Source organism: Pseudomonas sp. SCB32 (genome assembly GCF_009189165.1).
Lineage (GTDB): Bacteria > Pseudomonadota > Gammaproteobacteria > Pseudomonadales > Pseudomonadaceae > Pseudomonas.
Genome location: NZ_CP045118.1, coordinates 3,274,573 through 3,299,360, shown reverse-complemented (window position 1 = coordinate 3,299,360; position 24,788 = coordinate 3,274,573). Strand labels below are relative to the sequence as shown.

Here is a 24,788-nt window from a genome sequence, read left to right as displayed (position 1 = left end):
ATGACGGAAGTGAGGCGGTATCGCGTTACACCGTCTTTCCCGCGAACGCGGGACAGCGCTTGCGCTGAACGCACTTCAGTGCGGCCCGAAGGGCGAGCTCTGCGAGTGATCCAATAAATCCCGAACGTCGCACGTGTGATCCAAAAAAGCCTGTTTGAAGGTGATGCAATGATGAAGGTAAGAATCGAAAGCATCGTCGATGAAGCCCTGGATATCCGTTCCTTCCGCCTCGTGCGCAGTGACGGCCAGCCGTTCGACGTCTACGAGCCGGGCGCCCATGTCGACGTCACCGGCCCCACCGGGGTAACCCGCCAGTATTCGCTGTGCAGCCCGCCGGACGACCGCGTCGCCTACCTGGTGGCGGTGAAGAAGGAGGTTGCCTCGCGTGGCGGCTCCAGCGCCCTGCACGAGCAGGTGAGCGAGGGCATGGAGCTGGAGATGGGCGCGCCGCGCAACCTGTTCCGCATTGCCCCCGAGGCGAGCGAGCACGTGCTGTTTGCCGCCGGGATTGGCGTCACGCCGCTGCTCTCCATGGCCTACAAGCTCAACGCCAGCGGCCAGCCGTACCGCCTGCACTATTTCGCCCGCTCACCGAAGCACGCGGCCTTCGCCCGCCTGCTGGAGAGCGAGGCCTTCGCCGGCAAGGTGGAGTTCCACTATGGCGTCGAGCCGGTGGACCTGGATGGCGAGCTGTCCGCCTGCGTGGAACGCGCCGGCACGGCTGCGCACGTCTACACCTGCGGCCCGGCGCCGTTCATGAACAAGGTGGTGGAAGTCGCTGCGCGTACACGCCCTGAAGACAACATCCACCTGGAGCACTTCCAGGCCGATCCGGCGGTGAGTTCCGCGCCGGCCGGCTCGTTCGAGGTGGAACTGGCCAGCTCCGGCGTGGTGCTGCAGGTGCCGGCGGATTCCAGCCTGGTCGACGTGCTGCAGGCCCATGGCTGTGACATCGACACAGAATGCCGCGAGGGTATCTGCGGGACCTGCATCGTTGAGGTGCTCGACGGCGAGCCTGAGCATCGCGACAACTGCCTGTCGAACAAGGAGAAGGCGGCCAACAAGCAGATTTGCGCCTGTGTTTCGCGGGCGAAGAGTGCGCGGTTGGTGCTGGATCTGTAACTGCGTAGGGCGCACAACCGTTCGCGGCTGTACGCCGATACATCTGATCGCGGCACGGCTCTCGTAGGAGCGGATCTTATCCGCGAAATCCATCGCGGATGGCTTCATTCCAACGGAGATACCGGCGTATCGCGCCTACGTAGGAGCGGGCTCCGTCCGCGATGCTCTTGCTTTCGTAGGGCGTGCTCTTCGTAGGGAAAAAGGCGCAGCGTTATCCGCCGTGATGGGTATCGCTTCGCTCCACACCATCCTACGTGGCGCCGGCGGAAAGCCAGGACCGACACTTCACTCCCGCTCCATCCCCGCCCAATCCGTCCCCCGCACCAGCACGTCGCTCAGTGCCTGCGCCGCGCTGGAGAGCTTGTGCTCCGCCAGGCAGAACAGCCCGATACGCCGCTCGATCCGCGGTTCATGCAGCGCCACGCAACGCGCGCCCAGTTCTTCCATCTGCTGACGGCACAGCCGAGGCACGGCGCTGACACCCAAACCCTCGGCCACCATCCGCCCGACCGTCACCAACTGGTGACTCTCGAACGCCACCGGCAACCGGCCGTGTCGCGCCGCCAGGCGGTCCTCCAGCAGAAGACGCACGGCGGACGGGCGCTGCAGGGTGATGAAGTTGTCTTCCAGCAACTGATCCCAGGTGACCTGGCTGCACTGCGCCAGCGGCGAATCCGCCGGCACCACGGCGACGAAGCGGTCGGTGTAGAAGGGCGTGAACACCAGGCCGTCGAAGCTGTCCGGCTCCAGGGCGATGCCCAGTTCCACGCGGCGGTTGCGCACCATCTCCAGCACCTGCTCGTTGATCACGTCGTGCACCGCCACGTTCACCTTCGGATAGCGGTCGCGGAAGGTGCGCAGCACGGCGGGCAGCAGGTTGCCGGCGAAGGAGGGCATGGAGGCGATGGAGACCTTGCCCAGTTGCAGGGTGAAGTGCTGGCGCATCAGCTCTTCGGCGTTGTCCCAGTCCGCCAGCAGGCTGCGGGCCAGGGGCAGCAATGTTTCGCCCTCGGGCGTCAGCGCCACGCTGCGGGTGGTACGCACCAGCAGCTGGCCGCCAAGGGATTCCTCCAGGCTCTTGATCGCCAGGCTCAGCGCCGGCTGCGACAGGTGCAGGCGCTCACAGGCCTGGGCAAAGCTCAGGGTCTGGGCGACGGCGAGGAAGGCGCGCAATTGCTTGACTGTCATTGATAAGTAAACCGGATCAATCGATTGGAAAAACAAACTTAACAAATCAGTTGGGAGCGGTGAAGCTGCAATCGCTCTCTGACCAGCTGGTCGGACCTAGGGCCTTCTCCCGCTTCGTCGCGGCCGCGACGAACCATTTTCTGCGCGGGGCAGGGCGCGAGGAGAGAGTGCTGGTGATTCCAGGCAGCTTCGAACCGGCAGTACCGCGCAAAAAATGGCCCGTCCCTTCGGGTTGCGCGGCAAATGTCGCCATGCGTCGTTGCGGGACTTGCCAAGGGACCACCATTGCCTGCGTCCCGCGTCTAGCCTGGCGACATTTGTCGCGGCAACGCGGCTCACGCCAAAGCGGGAGCAGGCCCTACAAATACAAGAGGCAGCAGTAACATGGCAGGACTCGACAAGCGTGTAGGCAGTTACGAGGAAGCCCTGGCCGGGCTCACCGACGACATGACGGTGGTGGCCGGTGGCTTCGGCATCTGCGGCATCCCGGAAAACCTCATCGCGCAGATCCGCAGGATGGGCGTGAAGGGTCTGACGGTGGTCTCCAACAACTGCGGCATCGACGGCTTCGGCCTGGGCGTGCTGCTGGAAGACCGGCAGATCCGCAAGATGATTGCCTCCTACGTCGGCGAGAACGCCTTGTTCGAGCAGCAGCTGCTGTCCGGTGAACTGGAGGTCGAACTGACCCCGCAGGGCACCCTGGCGGAAAAACTCCGCGCCGGCGGCGCCGGCATCCCGGCCTTCTTCACCGCCACCGGCTACGGCACCCCGGTCGCCGACGGTAAGGAAGTGCGCGAGTTCGAAGGCCGCCACTACGTGATGGAACGCGCCATTACCGGCGACTTCGCCATCGTCAAGGGCTGGAAGGCCGACCACTACGGCAACGTCATCTACCGCCACACCGCGCAGAACTTCAATCCGGTGGTCGCCACCGCGGGCCGCATCACCGTGGTCGAGGTGGAGGAGATCGTCGAACCGGGCGAACTGGACCCCACCCAGATCCACACCCCCGGCATCTACGTCGACCGCATCATCCAGGGAACCTTCGAAAAGCGTATCGAAAAACGCACCGTGCGTTCCTGAGCCCACCGGACAAGAGAGACAAGAACATGGCACTGACCCGCGAACAAATGGCTCAGCGCGTGGCGCGCGAGCTGCAGGACGGCTTCTACGTGAACCTGGGCATCGGCATCCCGACCCTGGTCGCGAACTACGTGCCCGAGGGCATGGAAGTGATGCTGCAATCGGAGAACGGCCTGCTCGGCATGGGCGCGTTCCCCACCGAAGACGAAGTCGACGCCGACATGATCAATGCCGGCAAGCAGACCGTCACCGCCATCAAGGGCGCCTCGATCTTCTCCTCCGCCGAATCCTTCGCGATGATCCGTGGCGGCCACGTCGACCTCACCGTGCTCGGTGCCTTCGAAGTGGACGTGCAGGGCAACATCGCCTCCTGGATGATCCCCGGCAAGCTGGTGAAAGGCATGGGCGGCGCCATGGACCTGGTGGCTGGCGCGGACAACATCATCGTCACCATGACCCACGCCTCCAAGGACGGCGAGTCCAAGCTGCTTGAGCGTTGCTCGCTGCCGTTGACGGGCGCCGGCTGTATCCGCAAAGTGCTGACCGACCTGGCCTACCTTGAGATCGAGGACGGCGCCTTCATCCTGCGCGAGACCGCGCCGGGCGTGAGCATCGCCGAGATCGCCGAGAAAACCGCCGGCCGCCTGATCGTTCCGGACGATGTCAAGGAAATGACCTTCTGATCTCCTTGTAGGAGCGCGCCATGCCCGCGATCGCGCGCATGGCGCGCTCCTACAGGAAAAGCCTGCTTCGGAGTATCCAGATGCAAGACGTAGTGATTGTTGCCGCCACCCGTACCGCCATCGGCGCCTTCCAGGGCAGCCTGGCGAACATCCCCGCCCATGAGCTGGGCAGCCTGGTCATCCGCTCGCTGCTCGAACGAAGCGGCGTGAAGCCCGAGCAGATCGACGAAGTCATCCTCGGCCAGGTGCTCACCGCCGGCACTGGGCAGAACCCCGCGCGCCAGGCCGCCATTTGCGCCGGCCTGCCGGTGGAAGTGCCGTCGATGACCATCAACAAGCTCTGCGGCTCGGGTCTGAAATCGCTGTTCCTCGGCGTCCAGGCCATCCGTTGCGGCGACGCATCGGCAGTGATCGCCGGCGGCCAGGAAAGCATGAGCCTCGCGCCCTACGTACTGCCCAAGGCCCGTACCGGCCTGCGCATGGGCCACGCCGAGCTGCAGGACACCCTGCTGCGCGACGGCCTGATCGACGCCTTCAACGACTACCACATGGGCATCACCGCCGAGAACCTGGCGGAGAAGTTCGGCATCAGCCGCGAGGCGCAGGACGCCTTCTCCGCGCAGTCCCAGCTGAAAGCCGCTGCGGCCATCGAAGCCGGCCGCTTCAAGGATGAGATCACCCCCGTGCTGATTCCCCAGCGCAAGGGCGATCCGCTGTCCTTCGACACCGACGAGCAGCCGCGCGCCGGCACCACCGCCGAGTCCCTGGCCAAGCTCAAGCCGGCCTTCAAGAAGGACGGCACCGTTACTGCCGGCAACGCCTCCACCCTCAACGACGGCGCCGCCGCCGTGCTGCTGATGAGCGCCGACAAGGCTCGTGAACTGGGCCTGCCGGTCCTGGCGCGCATCCAGGCCTACGCCAGCAGCGGTGTCGACCCGTCGATCATGGGCATCGCCCCGGTCACCGCTACCCGCCGCTGCCTGGTAAAGGCTGGCTGGTCGCTGGACGAGGTCGAGCTGATCGAAGCCAACGAAGCCTTCGCCGCCCAGGCCCTGTCGGTCGGCAAGGAACTGGGCTGGAATGCCGAGAAGGTCAACGTCAACGGCGGCGCCGTCGCCCTGGGTCACCCCATCGGTGCGTCGGGCTGCCGCGTGCTGGTGACCCTGCTCCACGAAATGCTGCGCCGCGATGCCAAGAAAGGTCTGGCGACCCTCTGCATCGGCGGCGGCCAGGGCGTTGCCCTGGCGCTGGTGCGCGACTGACGACCGATCGAGCAACAGGTTATTGGCGAGTTCCGGGCCTGGTTCCCCGACCGGCCCGGTCAGCGTGATGGGAGGTGGCGACACCGACAGACGGCATCACAGCTGAAGGGGCCAGGCGATGCCCCCTGGCATCCGCCAAGGTCCTTGCGTCACAGCCCGGCCCCACGCAGGCCGGGCTTTTTTATGGGCGATTGTTTTCTAGCGCACGCCCAGGCGTGACAGCAGGCGTTGCAGCGGACGAGGCCGGCTGGATGCGATCCAGCGCGGCAGTTCGTCGACGTTGAGCCAGAGAGTGTTCTGCCATTCCAGTACGCCGATTGGCCGGGCCTCCCAGTGCAACTGGGTGTGCTTGGGCGATTCGACCTGGCGGTCGAACTCGCTGCGCAGGGCGGGTACGACGGTGCGGCTGATCCAGTTGCGGATAGCGCGATGCTCCGGGTGGGGGTAGTAGATCAGCAGGGCGTAGACGGCACATTCGCTGATCAGCTCGACCGGGATGTCGGTGCCGGAGCGGGTGCGGATGAAGGACTCGCGCCACTGGTCTTCGTCGAGGCGGCGGCGGAAGCGTTGTTCGTTGAATTGACCCATGAGGCGGGCGAAGTCGGAGAGGACGAACCAGGCCTGGTCGTCGATCAGCGTGGCGCGTAAGGGGCGTTTGTGGCGGGTGAAAACTGAAGGGAAGAAACCGTCGCCCATGGTGAGGCTCCTTGTGTGAAGGTTTAGAGCTGTCACCCATGTCGCCAAACATAGGGTGGCAGATCGCGCGGGGTTGGCGAACCGGCACAAGGACCCGGCAGACCCGAGGGTCTCCCCACGCGGTCTGCCATAGAGGGCGGGACGTGGCACCTGAAAGTGCAGCGTCCAGCCGTAGACGTATCGGCGCTGGTAGACGCCAATAGTCCTTACAGCGCAATTACCGCGCCTTGTGAGTCGGGTCGCCAAACCCGAGTCGCGGGATTGACCGCGACCGGCGCACTCTAGCGGGGCATGGTCCGATGGGCAACCTGGGAAACCTGTAGGAGCAACAGTCTTTTGTGCCCTTGTAGGATGGCGTAGAGCGAAGCGAAACCCATCAACATCGTGCACCGACAGCATGGGTATCGCTTCGCTCCACCCATCCTAAGAATTGCGGCAACTCGAGTGCTGGTGCACGACTCCTGTAGGAGCGGACGGAGTCCGCGATGCTTCTGGTTTAGGTGTTCCTGCGCCGCTCAGGTGTCTGCTGGGATTTCTTGTTTCGCCCCCTCGGGCGACCCACTTTGGCAAACGACGGATGGCCGCCCCACCCAAAGTAGGCAAAGGTCTTGCCCCTGCATCCGGGTCCCACTTCGCGGGACTGATTCGCTTCGCTCACCCTGCGGGCCAGCCTTCGGCTGTTACTACGCTGCGCTCCGTTTCCCTCGCTCCATCGAAGTTTCAGGGGCACGCGTCGACGGGCCATCCCTGGCCCAACGACGCTCTCGCGACATCCATGTCGCTCAACCCCTGAAACTCCGATTCCACTCGGCCTACTGAAGGGGCGCTCCGGCGTGTGCGGAGGTTTCTCTGGAAACCGCTTTTCGTAGGAGAGACGGGGGCGCCTAGCCTTTGTCCGCGAAGGCTCACCCTTGCACCCACGTCGCAGGATGAACACCCGTAGGGCGAATAACGCGTAGCGTTATCCGCCTTGATGGGTTTCGCTTCGCTCTACGCCATCCTACGAAGAGCCATCCAGCATGAAGCAGCCAAAGCCTCCGGCGCGCGCAGAGTCCCGTCAGGAGGCCGAGTGGAGGTATTGCGCAGAGGGGCGAGCGGCATGGATGCCGCGAGAGGACTAGGCGTCCCCGCTAAAGGGCCAGGGATGGCCCTTGTACGCCGACCCTCGGAGCGATACCGGAAGGAGGGAAGTCTGAGCGAAGCGAAGACCCGGATGTCGGGACGAGACTTTTGGTTACTTTGCGTGGGGCGGCCATCCGTCGTTTGGCAAAGTGACTCGCCCGAGGGGGCGAAACAAGAAACATCCGAGCACGCCGAAGCGGCGTTGGAACACCCAAACCCCAAACGGCGGATAACGGCAGAGGCGTTATCCGCCCTACAAGAGCATCGCTGACAAAGTCCGCTCCTACGGGAGTTCATCGTCAGCGTAGAAGCGGACTCCGTCCGCGATCAGCCGGCAGGGCGGGTCGCGAGCAAGTTCGCTCCTACAGGGGCAGCGGTGCGATCCCGCGAAAATCCGACCTAGAACCCACTCTCCCGCAACGCCACCGCCAGCAGGCGGGTAAGCCCTTCACCCAACCAGCTGCGCCGTGCCCCATCAATCTGCAGGTGACCACGGGTCTCATGCAGGTTCGGCGGTGGCGCATCGAGCTTCACCAGCACATGGAACAGCGCCGGGTTGGGCACCAATGCCTCGCCCTGGGCGTTGACGTTCAGCGGGCCGCCGTAGCGCGAGGCGAGCATCGGCTGCTCCAGCTGGCTGACGCGGGTGGTGCCGATCAGCACCACCTGGCCCGCGATGGGACTGGGCACGCCCTCGGGATAGAAGCGCACGCGGCCGCCATCGGTGAGGCGCTGCACTTCCTCCTGCTTGACGTAGGCATCCACCAGCCAGGAACTCGGATCGACCAGCACGCCAATCGGCTCGCGGGTGTTGATCCACTGGCCGGCTTTCCATTCCGGGCTCACGTCCATCCAGCGGCCGGCGAAGGGCGCTTGCAGGGTGAGGCGGGCCATCTCGTTGCGGGCCGCGCGGGCCTGCTGGTATTCCACGCCCAGGCGCTGGCGGGTGACGGCCTCCTCGGAGAGGCCCGACGGGTCGGCGAGCATGCCGGCCAGGCGGCCTTCGTAGCCACGGATGCTGGCCTCGCTGCCGCGCACCTTGGCGGCGATGTCGGGTTCCTCCATCACCGCCAGGGTCTCGCCCTTGGCCACTTCGCCACCGGCGCGCACGTCGCGCAGCAGCGCGGGGAAGGGCGCGTAGACGTGCAGCTGTTGCGCCGCGCGGGCCACGCCCATGGCGTGCACCTGGGTGCGCCAGGGGATGGCGAGCAGGAGCAGCAGTGCCCCGAATACCGCGAGAAATACCAGCTTGCGCCGCGGCTTCACTTCCGCGCGGCGCCCCCACCAGACCTTGAGTTCGCGCCACACGGGCTGAACGATGAACCAGCTGATTTCCACGGCGAACAGGAAGATCCCCAGCAGTTTGAAGAAGAAGAAATAGACCGCCACGGCGATGCCGAGGAACAGCAGCAGGCGGTACACCCAGGTGCCAAAGGCGAAGGCCACCAGCAGGCGGCGCTTGCCGGTGGGAAAGTGCTCCGGCCAGGGCTCGTCGAGCCCCAGCAGGTTGCGCCGCAGCGTGGTGCGGGCCAGGGCGCCAGCGCGTTCGTGCAGGTTGGGGAAGTCGAGCAGGTCGGAGAAGATGAAGTAGCCGTCGAAGCGCATGAACGGGCTGCTGTTCAGCGCCACGGACAGCGCCCAACTGGTGGTGGCCAGATACAGCAAGCCGTTGCGGAAGGGCCCCGGATCGGCCAGTGCCCAGCCCAGCGTCGAGAGCCCGGCCAGGCCCAGCTCGGTGATGATCCCGGCACTGGCGATCGCCAGGCGCTGGCGGTTGCTGCGCAGCTTCCAGCTTTCCCCGGTGTCGGTGTAGAGCATCGGCCACATCACCACGAAGGCTACGCCCATGTGCGCGACCTTAAGCCCCAGCCGCGTCGCCACCAACGCGTGGCCCAGCTCGTGGAGCGTCTTGGCCACTGCCAGGGCGGCGGCGAAGCTGAGCAGGCCTTCGAAGGAGAACGACTCCACCACGTCGTGGGTGAAGGTATCCCACTGGTGGGTCACCAGCACGATGCCGGCCAGGCTGAGCAGCAGCACCAGCATCGCCACGTAGCGGTTGAACAGCCAGTCCAGGCTGCCGGCAATGGCGCGCAGGAAGCGCTGCGGGCGGATCAGCGGGATGCGGAAGAACAGGTAGTGGTGCAGCCACCAGTTCCAGGTGGTCCACTGCTTGCCTTCGCTGCGCGCCTGCAGGCGCGCCAGGGCTTCAGGGCCCGAGCGCAGCAACTGGTGGTGTTCGAGGAACTGGCGGAAGCCCAGGACCTGCTCGGCGTCGGGCTTGAGCGCGGTCTGCTCGGCGATCTGCTCGCTGATCTGCCGGGGCGTCTGCTCCCAGCGCAGCAGGCATTCGAACTCCAGCCAGCCGATGCGGTAGAAGCGGTTGAGCACGCTGTCCTGGATCACCCACACCGGCTCACCATCCGGGCCGGGCGCGGCTTCGGACAGGCGCAGGTCGTCGCGCAGCGGTGGGGTGGGCAGGTCTTCGACGGCGACGTCCATCCCCGTCACCAGCCGGTCCAGGCGCGCAGCGAGGCCAGCGGGCGGCGCAGCAGGTAGTAGCCGAGCACCACGCGCTCGCCATAGAGCTTGGCGGTGCCGTGCAGGCCGAGGCGGGCGTGGGGCGGAGCGTTTTCCACGCTGGCCAGCAGGCGGTAGGAGGCCACACCTTCGTCGCTGGGCTTGGCCTGGTAGCTGGTGTCGAGGATTTCCCCGTGCAGCGGGTCGAGCGGGTAGGCCGTCAGGAACAGCGCCACTTTCGCCCCCGGCTCCAGCGCGATGGCGTCGGCCACCGGCAACTGGATACGCATGCCCGGCTCGCTCGGGTCGGCCACCTGGAGGATGCGTTCGCCAGTCACCACTGGCTTGCCCAGCCAGTCGTTGGGGTCGCTGTACACGGCGACCCCGGCGCGCGGTGAGAGCACCCGGGTGCGCGCCAGTTGCGCCTGCACGGCGGCCAGTTCGGCGCGGCGCTGGCGGGCGCGACCGTCGAGTACCGAGAGTTCGCTCTTGCTCTGCGGGTTGTCGAAGGCGCGCTGGCTGGCGGCCAGGAGTTCGGCGTCGGCCACCGCGACTTCCTTGGCCAGCACCTCGGCGCGGCTGCGCAGGGTGGTTTCGTCGAGCACGAACAGTGGCGTGCCGATTTCCACGCTCTGGTTGGGCCGCACCAGCATCTGCGCGATCACCCCGTCGATGGGTGAGCTGATCACCTGGGCGTTGCGCGAGACGACCTCGGCCGGCGCCAGGACGGTCTGCCGTACCGGGATCAGCAGCAGCGCGGCGAGGGCGATTACGCCGATCAGCAGCTGGCGCTTGCTCGGTCGCCAGAAGCGCAGGCGCGGACGCGGGCCGAAGGCGGCCCAGGCGTGGGCCCAGGTCTGCCAGATACCTTGCAGCAGCGGTTGCAGGTTTCGCGCCGGGGCTTCGTCGAGGAGGAGCAGCACCAAGCCCTGGCGCTGGCCGGCGCGGTCGTGCAGCGGCACGCACCAGAGTCCGGCGGGCCACCATTCGGCCCAGCCTTCGGCGATGTCCGCCGGCGGATCGAGGGCCTCGCGGGCGAGCCAGGTGGGCGAGGCGTCGGGCAGTTGCGTGGCGACCCAGCGGCTGGCGCGTTCCAGCCACACCAGGTAGGGCGAGTCTTCCGTGGGCCTGGCCAGCCCGGAGACGGCCAGCAGCTCGTTGCGCGCGTCGTGGCAGGCGAACACCAGCGCCTGGTGGAAACGCAGCAGCGGGAACAGGTCGTTGGCGATGCTGAAGGCCAGGGCGTTCAGCGAGTCGGCCGCCAGTGCCTTGTCGCGTACGTTGGCCAGGCTCAGCAGCAGCTGAGGGGGCGGCAGCAGCTCACTCATGGTTTTCGGGGAAGCGCGCGACCCCGCTCATGCCGGCGATCAGTTCGGGGTAGCTGGCGTCCAGCTTGGCCTCCAGTTCCACGGTCTGTGCCACCGCGTCGACCCGCGCGTTGATCGCGCTGATCCTGGCCGGGTAGTGCTGGCCGGTTTCGTGGATGTCCACCTGCAGCGGCATTCCCGCTTGCAGGCGTGGCAGCAGCGAGGAGGGCACGTTGAGACGGACTTTCAGGGCGCCGTCGCTGACCAGGTCGAACAGCGGCGTGCCGGCGGAGACGGTCTGATATGGCTTGACGTAGACCTTGGCGATGCGCCCGGAGAAGGGCGCGTCCACCAGGCAGTAGCCGGCCTGGGCGCGAGCCAGGGTGAGGGCGCCGTCGGCCTTTTCCACCTCGGTGTTGGCCATGGCCACTTCGAGGTCGCCCACGGCGTCGAGCTTGCGCAGGTTGCGCTTGGCCGCGAGGTTGGCACGGGCCATGTTCAATTCGGCGGCGGCGACCTTGGCGCGGGCGTTGACTTCCGTGCAGTTGAGCTGGGCGAGCTGGGCGTCCTTGGCGACTTTTTCGCCGAGGCTGGCCTTGAGCGCACCGAGGGTGCCGTTCATCTGCGCGGAAAGGGTGGTTTCCAGGTCGGAGACCAGCAGCACGCGGATCGCGCCCGGATCGTTGTCCGGGGGCGTCGGCAGGGCGGCGGTGGCCTCGTCAGCCCATGCCGGGTGCAGCAACATCAGGCAGAGCGGGAGGAACAGGTACGGCTTATTCCACGCGTGCGGCATTGGCGCTTCCTTCTTCAGTACTGGACAGGCTGCTGGCGAGCAGGTTGGTGCTGGACTGCTGTTCGAGGGTGCGCTGGATTTCCCGCGCGAGGGTCTTCACGTCGTGGCTCTGGACTTCCTTGGGCATCACCTCGAAGCCCACTGAGTTGTACAGCCGGCCCCAGGCGGCCTGGGCGTCGGAGTAGGCGGCTTCGCGCTGGTAGCGCGAGAGCAGGTAGCGGCCTTCGGCGCGAATCAGCTCCAGCTCGCTGCCCAGGGCGGCGCCACGGGCGGACTGGGCGTAGTCCAGCAGGCTCTTGTCCACCCGCAGGCTTTCATCGGCGAATTCCACTTCCTGGCGCGCCAGCTGGTAGCGCAGCAGGCCAACGCGGACCTGGGTGAGGATGGCCATGGACAGCGCGGTGCGGCGCATGTCGTCGGTCTTCTCCTGGCTCTCTTCGGCGGCCTGGATGTCCGGGTACTGCAGCAGGCGCAGCAGGTTCATCGATACCTGCACACCGGTCTGGTTCCAGTCGTTGTTGTAGAGGTACTTGTTGGAATCGTACTCGTAGCCGTAGTTGAAGCTGACGTTCGGCCACAGTTGTGCCTTGGCGATCTTCAGGTCGTTCATGTCGACGCGTTTGCGGTACCACTCTTCCATGATTTCCGGGCGGTGCTCCAGGGACAGGCGCTCCAGCTGGTCGGTGTTGTTGTTCACCAGCGGCAGCGGTTGCTCGCTGGCGTCGGCGAGCACCATCTTGGTGTTCGGCGGCAGCGACATCAGCGCGGCCAGTTCGGCGCGGGCGAACTCCAGGTCCTGGCGGCGCACGGTGAGCATGTACACCGAGTCGAGCAGGGCACGCTGGTAGGCGAGGATGTCCTGGCGCGGCAGCAGGCCCTTGCCCTCGGCTTCGCGGGCGGCGGTCAGCGCGCGGTGGGTACGCATCAGCAGGCCGTCCACTTCCGGCAGCAGGCGCTGGGCGCCGAGGGCGCGCCAGTAGGCGTTGCGCACGTCCTGCAGGACGTTCTGCGCGACCTTCTCGCGGCGTTCCTCGGCCATCAGCATCTGGTCGTTCTTCTGCTGGGTGCGGTAATAGGCGACGCCGAAGTCCAGCAGGCTCCAGGACAGGCCGAGGCTGTAGAGGGTACGGTAGCGCTCCTCGGAGGTGGACGGCCGCAGGCTGACCTGGCGGTCCTCGATGCCGATGGAGGTGCCGCCCGAGTCGTTGTTGCGCCCTGCGTAGCCGGCCGACGCCACCAGGCGCGGCAGCATTTCGTGGCTGGTGACGTCGCGCAGGTCGGACGCCAGCGCGCTTTCCAGCAGCTTGAGGCGGTAGTCGAGGTTGTATTTCAACGCACGCGCCGAGGCTTCGTAGAAGGTGATCGGCCCGCTCACCGGCTCCTGTTCCTTGTACATCCGCGCCTGGTCCTCGATGACCCGCTGGCGCATCTCGTCCTGGGTGTAAGGCTTGGGTTCGAAGTGCGAGCAGGCGGCCAGCAGCACGGTACTGGCGATCGTGGCGCTCAGGCATTTCAGGGCGTATGCGGGCATGTTGAGTCCTTGGTCCATCCGTGATTGTTGCGTACGCATCATGGGTTGCCGCTCCGGCGCTGGGCGGCGTCGCGCAGCTGGGCGCGGAAGCCCCGTGCGGTCTGCGCGGTCTTGTCGGGTTTCGCCACCATGTCGGCGGGCAGGGGCGCCCACAGCGACGGGTCGGGGAGCAGGCCGTCGGCGCTCAGGCTGGTGACGCCGTGGCGGCCGTCCACCCAGCGCTTGTCCAGGTCGCTGGCGCGCCGGCTTTCGCCCACGGCGCGGGCGACGAACTGGCCCTTGATCTGGCCGAGTTGGGCGCCGAGGGACTGGCTCTCGATTTCCGGGGTGGCGAAGATATCGAGGTTGCTGCCGTCCGCACCCCAGGCGGACAGCGAGAGGTTGTGGTCGATGCGCTCCACCACCGGCTGCACGAAGATCGCAGGCTCCAGGCCCAGCACCGGGGCGAGCGGGCGGCCGTCCCCGGCGAAGAGGCCGACGTAGGGGCCCGGCGGGATGTAGGGCGTCGAGATGTCCAGGGTGATGGTCAGCAACGCTTGGTCGGTGGCGCCGGCAAGGTCGCTGATGGTGTAGGTGAAGTAGTCCTTCAGTACCTGCCCCAGACCGGCCGCCGCCAGCACTTCGGGATTGCTCAGGTCGATGGTGTAGGTGTAGCTGCCATCGGCATTGAGCACGAGGGTGCCGTAGCGGCCGGCGATGGGCTGGCCGATGGTGCCGGCGCGGCCGCTTTCGTTCTCCTGGCCGGTGCGGATGCCGGTGACGCTGAGCTGGTCGCCGCCATCGACGTCGCTGTCGTTGGGCAGCACGTTGCCGCTGGTGTGCGGCGCCAGCACCTGGTCGCTGGCGAAGTTGCTGTCGTCGCGCGCCACCGGGTTGTCGTTGGCGCCCTGGATGGTCAGGGTCAGACGCGCGTCGGAGGTGGCCCCGGCGGTGTCGCGCATGCGGTAGGTGAAGACCTCGGTGAGGGTTTCACCAGCGCTGCGCAGTGCCTGCACGGTGGGGTTGCTGTTGTCCACCACGTAGCGGTAGCTGCCGTCGGCGTTGATCACCAGGGTGCCGTAGAGCCCCTGCAGGCTCTGCCCGGCGCTGGCGCTGTGGCCGTTCTCGGCGCTGAACTGCACCACCTGGCGGGTTTCGCCGTTGGCCGGGCTGTCGACGTCGCTGTCGTTGTCCAGCACGTTGCCGGTCGGGTCGACTCCCGGCGTGCCGTTGTTCACGCCGCCGGCTTCCACGGCGATGGCGGCGTCATCGCTGGCGATGGGGGTGTCGTTGGCGCCATGGATGACGATGGTCAGGCGCGCCTGGCTGGAGGCGTTGAACTTGTCATGGATGCCATAGGTGAAGACTTCGGTCAGTGTCTGTCCGGAGAGGCGCAGGGCCTGCACGGCGGCGAGGTTGTTGTCGACTTCATAGGACCAGCTGCCGTCCGCCTGTATCAGCAGGGTGCCGTACAGGCCGCGCAGCGGGGTGCCGACCACGCCGTTGGCCGGGCCGGAGCCGTCGCCGCCGGTGCGGATCTCGAACACGGTGAGCGTGTCGCCTTCCAGATCGGTGTCGTTGGCCACCACGTTGCCGCTGGGGTTCAGCCCCGGCGTGGCGTTGTGCAGGCCGCCGGCCTCCTGGGCGTCGGCCGAGTCGGGGTTGGCGTGGGGCGCGTCGTTGCGGCCGAAGACGATGATGCTGAGCTGGGCGAGGTCGACCAGGCCGCCGTTGTCGCGCACTTCATAGGTGAAGTGTTCGACCAGCGTCTGCAGCAGGGAGAGTGCCTGCACCGCCGGGTTGTCCGAGTCGACGTTGTAGGTGTAGCTGCCGTCGGCGCCGATGATCAGTTGCCCGTAGAGCCCCTGGACAATAGTGCCGTCGGCGTTGCTGGTGCCCGCGTTGACGGCCTCCAGCGCGCCACCGGCCGCTTCGGCGCCGATGCGGATGCCACTGACGACCTTGCCGTCGCCAGCGTCCACGTCGGTGTCGTTGGTCAGCACGTTGCCGCTGGGGTTGTAGCCGGTGCCGCCGTCCTGGGTCTGTGCCAGGGCGAGGGAGAGGTCGTCGTGGGCGACCGGGGCGTCCCAGGCGCCGAGGACGGTGACGCGCAGCACGCCGATGTCGCTGGCGCCATCGGCATCGACGACCTGGTAGGAGAAGAACTCCACCAGGCTCTCGCCCGGCTTGAGGGCTTCCACTTCCGGCAGGCGGTTGTTGATGAAGTACTGGAACTGCCCATCGGCCTTGATGTGCAGAACGCCATAGCGGCCGAGCAGGGTGGTGTCGCCATTGCCGACGGCATTGAAGGTGGCGTTGGAGGAGATGTCGCCGTTGCGTATGCCATTCACCAGCCGGGTTTCGCCGTAGGCATCCACGTCACGGACATCGGTGAGCGAGTTGCCGGTGGGCGACACGCCGGCGGTGCCGTTGAAGGTGCCGCCGGCCTCGACGGCGAATACCGCCAGGGCGGGTGCGTGGGGCGCATCGTTGCGGCCGTGGATGCTGATAGTCAACTGGGCGACGGAGGTCGCTCCGGCCAGGTCGCGGATGCTGTAGGTGAAGGTTTCTTCCAGCCGGTCGTTGTCGTTGCGCAGGGCCTCGACCAGGGGGTTGTCGTTGTCCAGGACGTAGCTGAAGGAGCCATCGGCGTTGAGGATGAGGGTGCCGTAGGCACCGTCGAACGCTCTGCCCAGGCTGCCGTTGCGCAGGCCCTGGCGCACGCCGGTTACCACCAGCGCATCGCCGGCGTCCACGTCGCGGTCGTTGTCCAGCACGTTGCCGCTGGGGTTGTAGCCGGGGAGGTTGTTGTCGCGGCCGCCTTTCTCGATGGCGAGGACGTTATCGTTCTGCGCCACCGGCGTGTCGTTGGCGCCGTGGATGGTGATGCGCAGGGTGGCCAGGTCCTGGGCGCCGGCGGTATCGACCACCGCATAGGTGAAGTCGTCCGTCAGCTGGTCGGCGGCAGAGCGCAGCGCCTGCACGCGCGGGTCGTTGTTGTCGAGCCGGTAGTGGTAGCTGCCGTCGGGGTTGAGGGTCAGCCAGCCGTAAGTACCGCGCAGCTCCACGCCCAGGCTGCCGGCGGTGCCGGTGGCGAATTCGCTGCCGGTGCGCACCGAGCCGACCGACTTGGTTTCGTCGTAGTCGACCGAGTCCACGTCGGTGTCGTTGTCCAGCACGTTACCGCTGGGGTCGACGCCCGGATGGTTGTTGTTGACGCCGCCGGCCTCGACCGCCAGCACGGGGTGCAGCGGGTCCATCCCATCGTCGCTGGCCACCGGATTGTCGTTGGCGCCGTGGATCACGATCAGGATGAAGGAGGGGTCGGAAAGCCCCGTGGCGCCGGTTGGGTCGGTGTTGTCGGTGAGAACGTAGGTGAAGCCTTCGAACAGATGGTCGGTGTTCAGGCGCAGGCCTTCCACGGTCGGGTCGCCATTGTTCAGCGCATAGCTGTAGGTGCCGTCGCGGTAGATGGTCAGGGTACCGTAGGTGCCGGCGACCACCAGCGGCCGGGTCAGATCGGCCGGGAAGGTCTGACCGTTGACCGAGTAGACGCTGATCGGGTCGCCGTCCGGGTCGAAGGCCAGGGTGGTGACGTCGCCGCTCGGGTCGCTGCCGCCTGATCCGTTGCTCACGCCACCTTTCTCGACGGCGGTGGCGACGATGATCTGTGCCACGGGCGGGTCGTTGACGCCGCGGATGGTGATGACCAGTTGCGCGCGGTCCTTGAGGCCTTCCTGGTCGACAATCTCGTAGGTGTAGTAGACCACCACGGCCTGGCCGGCCGGCAGGTTGCGAATGGTGATGTTGTCGCTGTTGACGTCGAACTTGAAGGAGCCATCGGCGCCGATGGTCAGGGTGCCGAAGGGATCGGGGTCGGTGACGGCGACGCCGTTGATCTCCGCGTAAGTGGCATTGACGGGCGTGCCGTTGCTGGAGTTGGTGTCGGCTCCGACGCCGTTGAGCAGGGCCGATGGGTCCTCGCGCATCGAGCCGATGCCGATCACCGAGAGCTTGGAGCTGGGCCGGTCGATGCGGTCGACGTCGGTGTCCACGCCGTTGCCGCCGGGCTGGGTGATAGTGCCGGGGCGGCTGGGGAAGAGGATGACGTTGCCGGTGGGGTTGCTCTCCAGCGTCGGGTCGTTGGTGGCCGCGGCCTGGGCCACGGCCTGATCGTCGCTGGCCACAGGGTTGTCGTAGCTGCCGGTGATGGTGATGCGCAGCTCGGCCAGGTCGCTGAGGCCGCCCTTGTCGGTCACCCGGTAGGTGAAGTAGTCGATCAGGGTATCGCCGCGCACCAGCCGCTCCACGGCGGTCTTGGTGTTGTCGACCACATAGCGGTAGCTGCCGTCTGCGTTGATGGTCAGGCGGCCATAGGTACCGTCCAGACTGACCGACCCGCCGCTGGGAACATCGGTGATGGGGCCGCTGACGCGCTCGCGCAGGTTGCGGATGCCGGTGACCGCCTTGGTTTCGCCGTTCTGGTCGACGTCGGTGTCGTTGGTCAGCACGTTGCCGGTGGCATCCTGGGTCGGGCTGTAGTCACCGTTGTTGCGTCCGCCGGCCTCGGTGGCGTTGCCCAGATCGTCACCGGCCACCGGGGCGTCGTTGGCGCCGTGGATGGTGATGGTGATGGAGGCGGAGGAAGTGGCGCCGGCCAGGTCGGTGATGGTGTAGGTGAAGGTGTCCGTCAGGGTGTCGGTGGACAGCCGCAAGGCCTGGACGGCGGCGTCGCTGTTGTCGACGAGATAGATCGCCGCGCCGGTGCTGTAGATCAGCAGCGCGCCGTAATCGCCGCTGACGATCCTGAAGGTATTGTTCGAGACGCCGAGCTCCGGGCTGCCCAGCTTGCCGACGCTGGTGACCCGGATCACGTCGTTGTTGGTGGCGATGTCGACGTCGCTGTCGTTGTCCAGCACGTTGAACGACGGGTTGCTGCCCGGCGTCTGGTTGTTGGTGCCGCCGGCTTCCACCGCATCGGCGGCGTCGTTGCGGGCGATGGGTGGGTCATTGACCGGGTCGACGATGATCTGCACCTGGTCGACGTCGGTCAGGGCGTCGGCCGGGTTCTGGCCGGGGATGCCGTCGCCGTTGGCATCGCCGAAATTCCCCCGGTCATTGGTGGTCATGGTCAGGGTTTCGGCGTTGCGGAAGGTGTTGAAGTCCTGGTCGCCTTTGTAATAGACCTGCGACAGCAGCACGTTCAGCTGTGCCAGGGTGCCGGTCAGCGTCAGGGTGCGCCCGGCGCCGCCCGGTGGCGTGGCGTTGGAGGCGGGCGGCGTGCCGGTCTGCCAGAGGACGCCGTGCTGGACGGTCAGGGTGATGCTCAGGATGCCGCTGCCGGCATCGGAGTCGGCGACGGCCAGCCCCAGCAGATGCAGCACGGTGTCTTCCTGGCCGTGTTGCCCGGCAATGGTGTTCACCGGCGCTTCGTTGAGGTGCACGTAGCCGGCATCGGCATTGCGCATGGCGCCTTCGCCCAGGGCCAGGCTGACGCTGCCCAGGCCGCTGGCGCTGGTGCCGGTATCGGTGTCGATGCGGACATTGAAACGGTTGTCGGCGGCGAGCTGGAAGGACTGCGGCATGACCACCAGGTAGTTGCCGGTCGGCAGTACGGCGAACTTGTACTGGCCGTTGGCGTCGGTGACGGTGCTGAACACGCGGTCGTCGGCGGTGCCGAAGCTGTTGTCGGCGCCGGCCCAGGTCAACTGCACGGTGCGTCCGGCGAAGCCGGGGCCGTCGGGGGTGATGCTGCCGGTGGCGGAATTGGTATCGTTCCACAGGGTACCCTGGACGACGCCCAGGCCCAGGCCATCGCTGAGCACGTAGTTGTTCAGCCCGGCCGCGCCATCCTGGCCGGTGCGTTCGCCGCTGGCGGTGCCGGCGGCGCCGGGCACCGAGCCGCCCCAGCCGCTGGTCTCGAAGCTGGTCGGCAGGCTGGTCCAGGTCAGTACCGCGGAGCTGGCGGCGTTGTCGACCACTACCGCGCTGGGCACAGTGACGCGATAGATGACCTGCACCTTGTCGCCCACCGCGAGGCGGTCGAAGTCCACCGAGAGGGCGCCATTGGTGCTGATCCGGACCCCAGCCGGCAGACTGTTCAGATTCAGCGCGGTGCCGTTGAGCAGGATGCCCTGTACCTGGTAGTTGCTGCCGTTGGGGAACTGGTCCTGGAGGTGCACGTTGTAGGCGGGGACGCCGCCGTTCTGGGTAAAGTCCACCGACACGGTGGCGGTGGTGGTGCTGGGCCCCGGCTGGATGTCGATGACCTGCTTGAAGACGCGGTCGAAGCTGGGCTCCACCACGTGTTCGAGCAGGGTGTCGCTGGTTCCGCGGTCGACGTCCTGGCCGGGCAGGCCAACGTGTTCGATGGCCTTCACACCCAGGGTCGAGCCCGCCTGGTTGCTGGCGACGTTGGTGACCCGCACGTTGAAGTCGAGGACGATCCCCTCGATGTTGCCGTCGACGGTTTCGCGGTTGACCACGTTGCCCAGGTTGAAGGTGACGGTCTGGCTGCCATTGCCATTGGTGGTGATGCGCAAGTTGGTGGCGTTGCCATCGAAGATGCCGGTGGGGTTCACGCCACTGAGGTCGGGCATGAGGTACCCGGCCACCGGGCTGGTTTCGTTGCCTTGCATCCACAGGGTGCCGCCCTTGATCAGGTTGGCGTCGGTGGTCAGGCCGTTGGGGTTGTCCGAGACCAGGGCGATGAGGATGTTGTTGAGGTCGGCCGGGAGGAACTGCAGCCCGGCGCCCAGCTCGATGCGCACCTGGTAATTGGGGTTGTCGCCGGCCGGCACCAGGACCACCACGCGGTAGCGGATCACCTCGCCAATGGCCACGTTCTCGTTGATCGCGGAGGTGATGACGCCACCGCCGTCGCTGGGCGGCGGGGTATCCGGCAGGCCGCCGACGCGGGAGATCAGGATGCCGTTGGAGACCGGGAAGAGCAGCGCGGAAATCTGCCGGTAGTCGTTGAGCGTGCCGCCATTGAGCACCCCGTCGGCGCCGGTGCGTTCGCCCGCGTTGGCGCCATCCAGGCTGGTCCATTGCACCCGCGCATTGTTGGCGAAGGTCGCCTCGCCAGCCGCCGTGGCGTTGACCACGCCAGTGAGGCGCAGGGTGATGCTGCCGCCTTTGGCGATGTCGATGTTGGCGCCGTTGGCGGTGATCAGCTGGCCGTTCTGGATGACGAAGTCGACGCCGCCGTTGTTGGTGGCGCCCCCTTGGTAGAGCACGCCGGTGAGGGTGATGTTGTCCAGCTCGGTGGGCAGGATGTCCAGCAGGTTGATGTCGAACGCCGCGTAGTCGTTGGCGCCGTTGCCATTGCTGATGGTGAGGGTGAAGTCCACCCGGTCGCCCTGGTCGTAGCCGCCCACGCCTGGGGTGGAGGTGATCGCCTGGGTGATCTGCAGGGTCGGCTCGCGCACCACCACGGTCGGCGCGCCGCCGCTGCGGTTGACCGTGCGGTCCAGCGGGGTAACGCCATTGGGGGTGTCGCCGTCCGGGTCCTGATAGACCAGCCGCGCATCGTTCTGCAGCGAGCGGGTGGCCTGGTTGCTCATCACGTTGCTGGCCACCAGCTGCACGCGGATGACGAAGCTGTTGTTGCCAGTCTCGTTGTCGACGCCGTTGTTCGAGGCGCTGAAGGTAAAGCGCGCATCGACGCCGTCGGCGCCCAGCGTGCCGCCCACGCCACTCATGCCGCTGATGACGATGTTGCCGAGGAAGTCGCGGCTGAGCGAGCCGCCACTGCCTGCGGCGGTGAGGATCAGCTGGTAGCCCCGGCCACCGTTGAAGCTGGTGTCCAGGCGCAGGCCTGCGGGGATCAGGTCGTCGATCGAAAGGTTGCGCGTGGTGCCTTCGGGCAGGGTGACGACGATGTCGTAGAGCATGCTTTCACCCACCACCAGGTTGTTGCCGGTGGTGTGGCTGGCGCTGGAGTCGTTGTCGCTCAGGCTGCCGCCGGCAAATACCTTGCGGATTTCCGGCGCGGCCACCTGCTGGTTGGCGATGTCGGTGAGGTCGGTCGGGGTGAAGTCCGTGCCGTTGTTGACGCTGGCGTAGTTGCTCAGGATCGCCGTGCTTTGCAGCGTGCGACCGGCCGCGATGGCGTTGTTGGCGACGACGTCGTAGGTGATGACGACGATGTTCTGCCCGCTTGTGTCCGCCGCTGTACCGGCGCGTCCGGGCAGCAGGCTGGCGACGAAGCCGGCGTCGAGGAAGGTGATCTGGTTGCCGGAAACGCTGTAGTCCACGCCAGAGCGCAGCAGGGTGCCGTCGCCCCGGTAGATCTGCAGGTTGGCCGCCGCCAGGCTGCCGCCAACGAAGGCCAGGTCCGGCGGCAGGGTGATGCTGGTGACCACGTCGAAGGCACCGCCGCCGCCGCTGTTCTCGATGGCGGTGGCCAGGCGCAGCATGTCGCCGCCGTCGATGCCGGTGATGTTGCCGTCGATGGCGGAGAGATCGGTCACTTTGCCGCTGAAGGGCACGCCGGAAGTCCCCGGCTTGTTCCAGGTACCGGTGGTGCCGGTAACCGTGCCGTTGTAGCTGGAGACCACACCGTGCTTGATGTTGAGCACCGGCTCGGCGATCGACTGGACCACCGCGATGTCGGACGACACCAGCACGGTCTTGTTGATGGTGGTGGTCTGGCTGGATTGCGCCAACACGTCCAGCGAGCGCTGGTCGGCGAAGGGCTGGTCGCCCACGCGCAGGGTGAAGGTCAGCTCGATGCGCCCGCCGCTGGTCTGGTTGACGGTGTAGTTACCGAAATTGAACACCACCGAGTTGCCGGTGCCGCTGGTGACGGTGATCGCGCGTGCCGGGTCGCTGTTGCCGGGGCCGAGGCTCCATTGGCCGACACCATTGCCCACGGCCCAGCCGATGCCGCTGACGTTCAGCAGCGGCAGGGGCAGGTAGGCGGTGAGGCTGAAGTTCTCGTAGTCGCCGGTGACCAGGTTGTAGGACAGCTGGAAGGTCACCACGTCGCCGGGGCGCAGTTCGCCATCGGCGGGCGGGTTGGCGCCGTTGACCCTGAGCAGGTCGATATCCACCTGGCTGGTGGGAATGGTGCTGAGGGTCGAGGAGCCGTCGCTCTGGAGTCCGCCGATGTTGATGATGTCTTCGAGGACGGTGGCGCTCACCGTCGCGTTGTTGCCCAGGCTGTCGCCTTCGTTGATCTCGCTGTGCGGCGGATGGCTGGTGGTATAGGCCTGCTTGATGACCGCGTTGTAGCTGATGACCGCGGTGGTGGCGGCAGTCTGCACGTCGTCGAAGGCCAGGTCGCCAAACAGCGCACCTACCCCCAGGCCGCCTACGGCGTTGAGTACCGATGTGCCGATATCGATGGTGAGGGTGGTGGTGCCGTCGGCATTGGCGACGGCGCTATAGACCAGGGCGATGGTTTGGCTGGCGCCGTTCTGGCTGATCGTCATGGTCGGCGTGCCGACGATGCTCTGACCGTCGGCCAGGGTATCGGTGATGGTGAAGCGGCCCTCGCGCAGAATGTTCTCGCCGAAGGCGAAGTAGTCCGACAGCGCCACGTTGAGCACATAGCGCAGCGTGTCGCCGGGGCTCAGGCCGGTGCTGCCGGTGTCGTTCTGCAGCACCGCCTGCTTCTGCAGGGTGATGCTCTTGGCGACGAATCGCGCGCCGGTACCGTCGCCAGTGGCACTGAAGTCGACATCGGTGGCGGGGGGCGTCACGTCGCGCGGGTCCAGCGGGGTCCACTGGCCGCTGGCGGTGGGCGGGCCGAAGCTGATGGTGACGGGATTGCCGGTGGTGGGGTCGAGTACCGGATTGCCGTCAGCCCCGATTTCCGGCACGTAGAAGTCCACGGTGGCGCTGGTCGGCGCGCTCAGGGTCGCGTAGGTGATGGTGTAGGAAACGACAAAGACATTCGGGTCGGCGATGGCGGCATTGATCAGTGCCGGATCGGTCAGCACCGTGCCGTTGCGCAGGGTCACCGAGCTCAGTGTGCCGCCCGCTCCGGGCGTGATGGCGGTTACCCGCACGTCGTCAGGCACGCTCTGGGTAACGACCACGTTGTGCAGCGTCTGGCCGTCGGCGGGGGTGACGGTGACCGTCTGGGTATGCACGAAGTTGGGACCGGTGGCGGTCTCGCCTTCGGTCATGTTGATGCTCTGGGTGATGTCGAGCAGGGTTGGGTGGATCACCAGGGGGTGCAGGCTGGCTTCCACCAGACTTGGGTCGACCGTCGGGTTGTTCAGCGCGTCGTTGCCGTATTCGAAGCCACCGCGGGCATTGATGGTCAGGTCGGGGCTGCCGGTGGTCAGGCTGGTATCGGCCAGGTTGCTCAGGCTCGCGTTGACCTGCAGGGAGATGACCGGCTGGTCCTGGGACACGCTGGCATAGGGCACCTGCAGGACGACGAACTGGTCGCCCGGTTTCATGCCGACGCTGGCGGCGCTGATCACCAGCGGATTGCCACTGGAGTCCTTGGCCAGCGGGTGGGTGGCGTTGCCGGCGGCGTCGAAGGTGACGACGAAGGACTTGACCGCCTGCCCCAGGTAGCTGGCGCTGACGAAGCGGATGCCGTCGTCGCCGTCCTTGCCGGTGGCGGGTAGGAACAGGTCGACATAAGGCGCGTAGCCCACCTGGCTGGAGGTGTTGCGCAGGTCGACGTTGAAAGTGAACTGGTCGCCGAGCAGGACATTGTTGCTCGGGATACTGACGCTCACGGTCGGGCTGGCGTTGGCCAGCAGGCCCTGGAAGTGATCGAGGGTCGAGGCGGAGAGGGCGATGCCCTTGTCCACGTCGCCGGAGCGGACCTCCAGGTTCCAGTCACCGCCGGCCCTGGTGGAACCGGTGGCGTTGCTGGAGGCGCCGACATCGGCGCCGGTCCAGCGTGCCAGCTCGTTGACCAGGGTCTGGCCGGCGCTGCCGGCACCCACGTCGCAGCCATACAGCTGGATGTCCGCACCGGGGCTGAGTTCGCTGCGCCAGGTGCTCAGGCGATCGCCGAGTTGATCGACGGTCTGCGCGGTGAAGGTCTGGTTGCCCAGGGTGAACTGGCCCGTGGCGCCATGGGAGAAGACCTGGATGGAGTCGACCTTGCCCAGCTGCGCCAGGGCATTGCTGATGGTGGCGATGGCGTCCTGGCCGGCGTCGATGACCAGCGCGCTGCTGCCCACCGGCAGGTTGGCGGCCAACTGGTCGCGGTTCTCCAGGCGCGCGTCGATCACCACCAGGTTGCGCGGCGCGCTGGGCGCGGGGGCGGATGCCTGGGCGCGTGCCTCCACGGCGGTGGCGGGCGGGGCGCTGTCCTTGGCCTCTGCGGCCTGGCTGTCGTGGTGCTGCTGGTCAACCGCCGCTGCGGCGGCGCCGTCGAAGAGAATTCGTTGCTCCAGAGCGAGCGCGTGGGTGTGGGGGCGGAGAAGGAATGCGGCGCGCGCCTTGCCCTGATTATCCATTTCAGTACCCGTCGGATCGGTCAATGATCACGGCTTGGAACACAATCTCAAGCACATACGAGGAGCAAGC

General features: G+C 66.7%; 11 protein-coding genes. 4 read left to right on the top strand and 7 right to left on the bottom strand.

Annotated elements, in window-relative coordinates:
- The first annotated feature begins 168 nt into the window (after positions 1-168).
- Positions 169-1,122, top strand: a complete 954-nt coding sequence (locus GA645_RS15150; protein ID WP_152223838.1) for a PDR/VanB family oxidoreductase — start codon at positions 169-171, stop codon at positions 1,120-1,122.
- Positions 1,123-1,407: 285 nt separating this feature from the next.
- On the opposite strand, the gene GA645_RS15145 is transcribed toward GA645_RS15150, so the two are convergent.
- Positions 1,408-2,310, bottom strand: coding sequence for a LysR family transcriptional regulator (locus GA645_RS15145; RefSeq protein WP_152223837.1), 903 nt, complete (start codon positions 2,308-2,310; stop codon positions 1,408-1,410).
- A 384-nt stretch (positions 2,311-2,694) separates the two neighbouring features.
- On the opposite strand from GA645_RS15145, the gene GA645_RS15135 reads away from it, so the two are divergent.
- The 3 genes from GA645_RS15135 (at position 2,695) to GA645_RS15125 (ending at position 5,338) form a co-directional block, all read left to right on the top strand.
- The gene (locus GA645_RS15135; protein WP_152223835.1) at positions 2,695-3,393 is read left to right on the top strand and encodes a CoA transferase subunit A; all 699 of its coding nucleotides are present in this window, start codon (positions 2,695-2,697) and stop codon (positions 3,391-3,393) included.
- Between the two features lie 26 nt (positions 3,394-3,419).
- A complete protein-coding gene (locus GA645_RS15130; RefSeq protein WP_152223834.1) occupies positions 3,420-4,076 on the top strand; it encodes a CoA transferase subunit B in 657 nt (218 codons plus the stop codon).
- 80 nt (positions 4,077-4,156) lie between these two features.
- A complete protein-coding gene (locus GA645_RS15125) occupies positions 4,157-5,338 on the top strand; it encodes an acetyl-CoA C-acetyltransferase (RefSeq protein ID WP_152223833.1) in 1,182 nt (393 codons plus the stop codon).
- Positions 5,339-5,536: 198 nt separating this feature from the next.
- Here the strand turns inward: GA645_RS15125 and GA645_RS28830 are convergent, their stop codons facing one another.
- From GA645_RS28830 to GA645_RS15095, 6 genes are all read right to left on the bottom strand, one after another.
- Complete coding sequence (locus GA645_RS28830) at positions 5,537-6,034, bottom strand: BRO family protein (RefSeq protein ID WP_178119552.1); 498 nt, start codon at positions 6,032-6,034, stop codon at positions 5,537-5,539.
- Between the two features lie 1,521 nt (positions 6,035-7,555).
- On the bottom strand, positions 7,556-9,655 hold the full coding sequence (locus tag GA645_RS15115; protein WP_152223831.1) for an HlyD family efflux transporter periplasmic adaptor subunit: 2,100 nt from the start codon (positions 9,653-9,655) through the stop codon (positions 7,556-7,558).
- Positions 9,656-9,660: 5 nt separating this feature from the next.
- A complete protein-coding gene (locus GA645_RS15110; protein WP_152223830.1) occupies positions 9,661-11,001 on the bottom strand; it encodes an efflux RND transporter periplasmic adaptor subunit in 1,341 nt (446 codons plus the stop codon).
- Complete coding sequence (locus tag GA645_RS15105; RefSeq protein ID WP_152223829.1) at positions 10,994-11,773, bottom strand: efflux RND transporter periplasmic adaptor subunit; 780 nt, start codon at positions 11,771-11,773, stop codon at positions 10,994-10,996. The genes GA645_RS15110 and GA645_RS15105 overlap by 8 nt, the downstream gene beginning before the upstream one ends.
- A complete protein-coding gene (locus GA645_RS15100; protein ID WP_152223828.1) occupies positions 11,754-13,304 on the bottom strand; it encodes a TolC family protein in 1,551 nt (516 codons plus the stop codon). The genes GA645_RS15105 and GA645_RS15100 overlap by 20 nt, the downstream gene beginning before the upstream one ends.
- Before the next feature lie 38 nt (positions 13,305-13,342).
- Positions 13,343-24,718 (bottom strand): VCBS domain-containing protein, encoded by an 11,376-nt coding sequence (locus tag GA645_RS15095; RefSeq protein WP_152223827.1) that lies wholly within the window; start codon positions 24,716-24,718, stop codon positions 13,343-13,345.
- Positions 24,719-24,788: the final 70 nt, after the last annotated feature.

Coding starts and splice junctions, on each gene's coding strand:
- GA645_RS15150 (WP_152223838.1), top strand. CDS start 169: ATGATGAAGGTAAGAATCGAAAGCATCGTCGATGAAGCCCTGGATATC.
- GA645_RS15145 (WP_152223837.1), bottom strand. CDS start 2,310: ATGACAGTCAAGCAATTGCGCGCCTTCCTCGCCGTCGCCCAGACCCTG.
- GA645_RS15135 (WP_152223835.1), top strand. CDS start 2,695: ATGGCAGGACTCGACAAGCGTGTAGGCAGTTACGAGGAAGCCCTGGCC.
- GA645_RS15130 (WP_152223834.1), top strand. CDS start 3,420: ATGGCACTGACCCGCGAACAAATGGCTCAGCGCGTGGCGCGCGAGCTG.
- GA645_RS15125 (WP_152223833.1), top strand. CDS start 4,157: ATGCAAGACGTAGTGATTGTTGCCGCCACCCGTACCGCCATCGGCGCC.
- GA645_RS28830 (WP_178119552.1), bottom strand. CDS start 6,034: ATGGGCGACGGTTTCTTCCCTTCAGTTTTCACCCGCCACAAACGCCCC.
- GA645_RS15115 (WP_152223831.1), bottom strand. CDS start 9,655: ATGGACGTCGCCGTCGAAGACCTGCCCACCCCACCGCTGCGCGACGAC.
- GA645_RS15110 (WP_152223830.1), bottom strand. CDS start 11,001: ATGAGTGAGCTGCTGCCGCCCCCTCAGCTGCTGCTGAGCCTGGCCAAC.
- GA645_RS15105 (WP_152223829.1), bottom strand. CDS start 11,773: ATGCCGCACGCGTGGAATAAGCCGTACCTGTTCCTCCCGCTCTGCCTG.
- GA645_RS15100 (WP_152223828.1), bottom strand. CDS start 13,304: ATGCCCGCATACGCCCTGAAATGCCTGAGCGCCACGATCGCCAGTACC.
- GA645_RS15095 (WP_152223827.1), bottom strand. CDS start 24,718: ATGGATAATCAGGGCAAGGCGCGCGCCGCATTCCTTCTCCGCCCCCAC.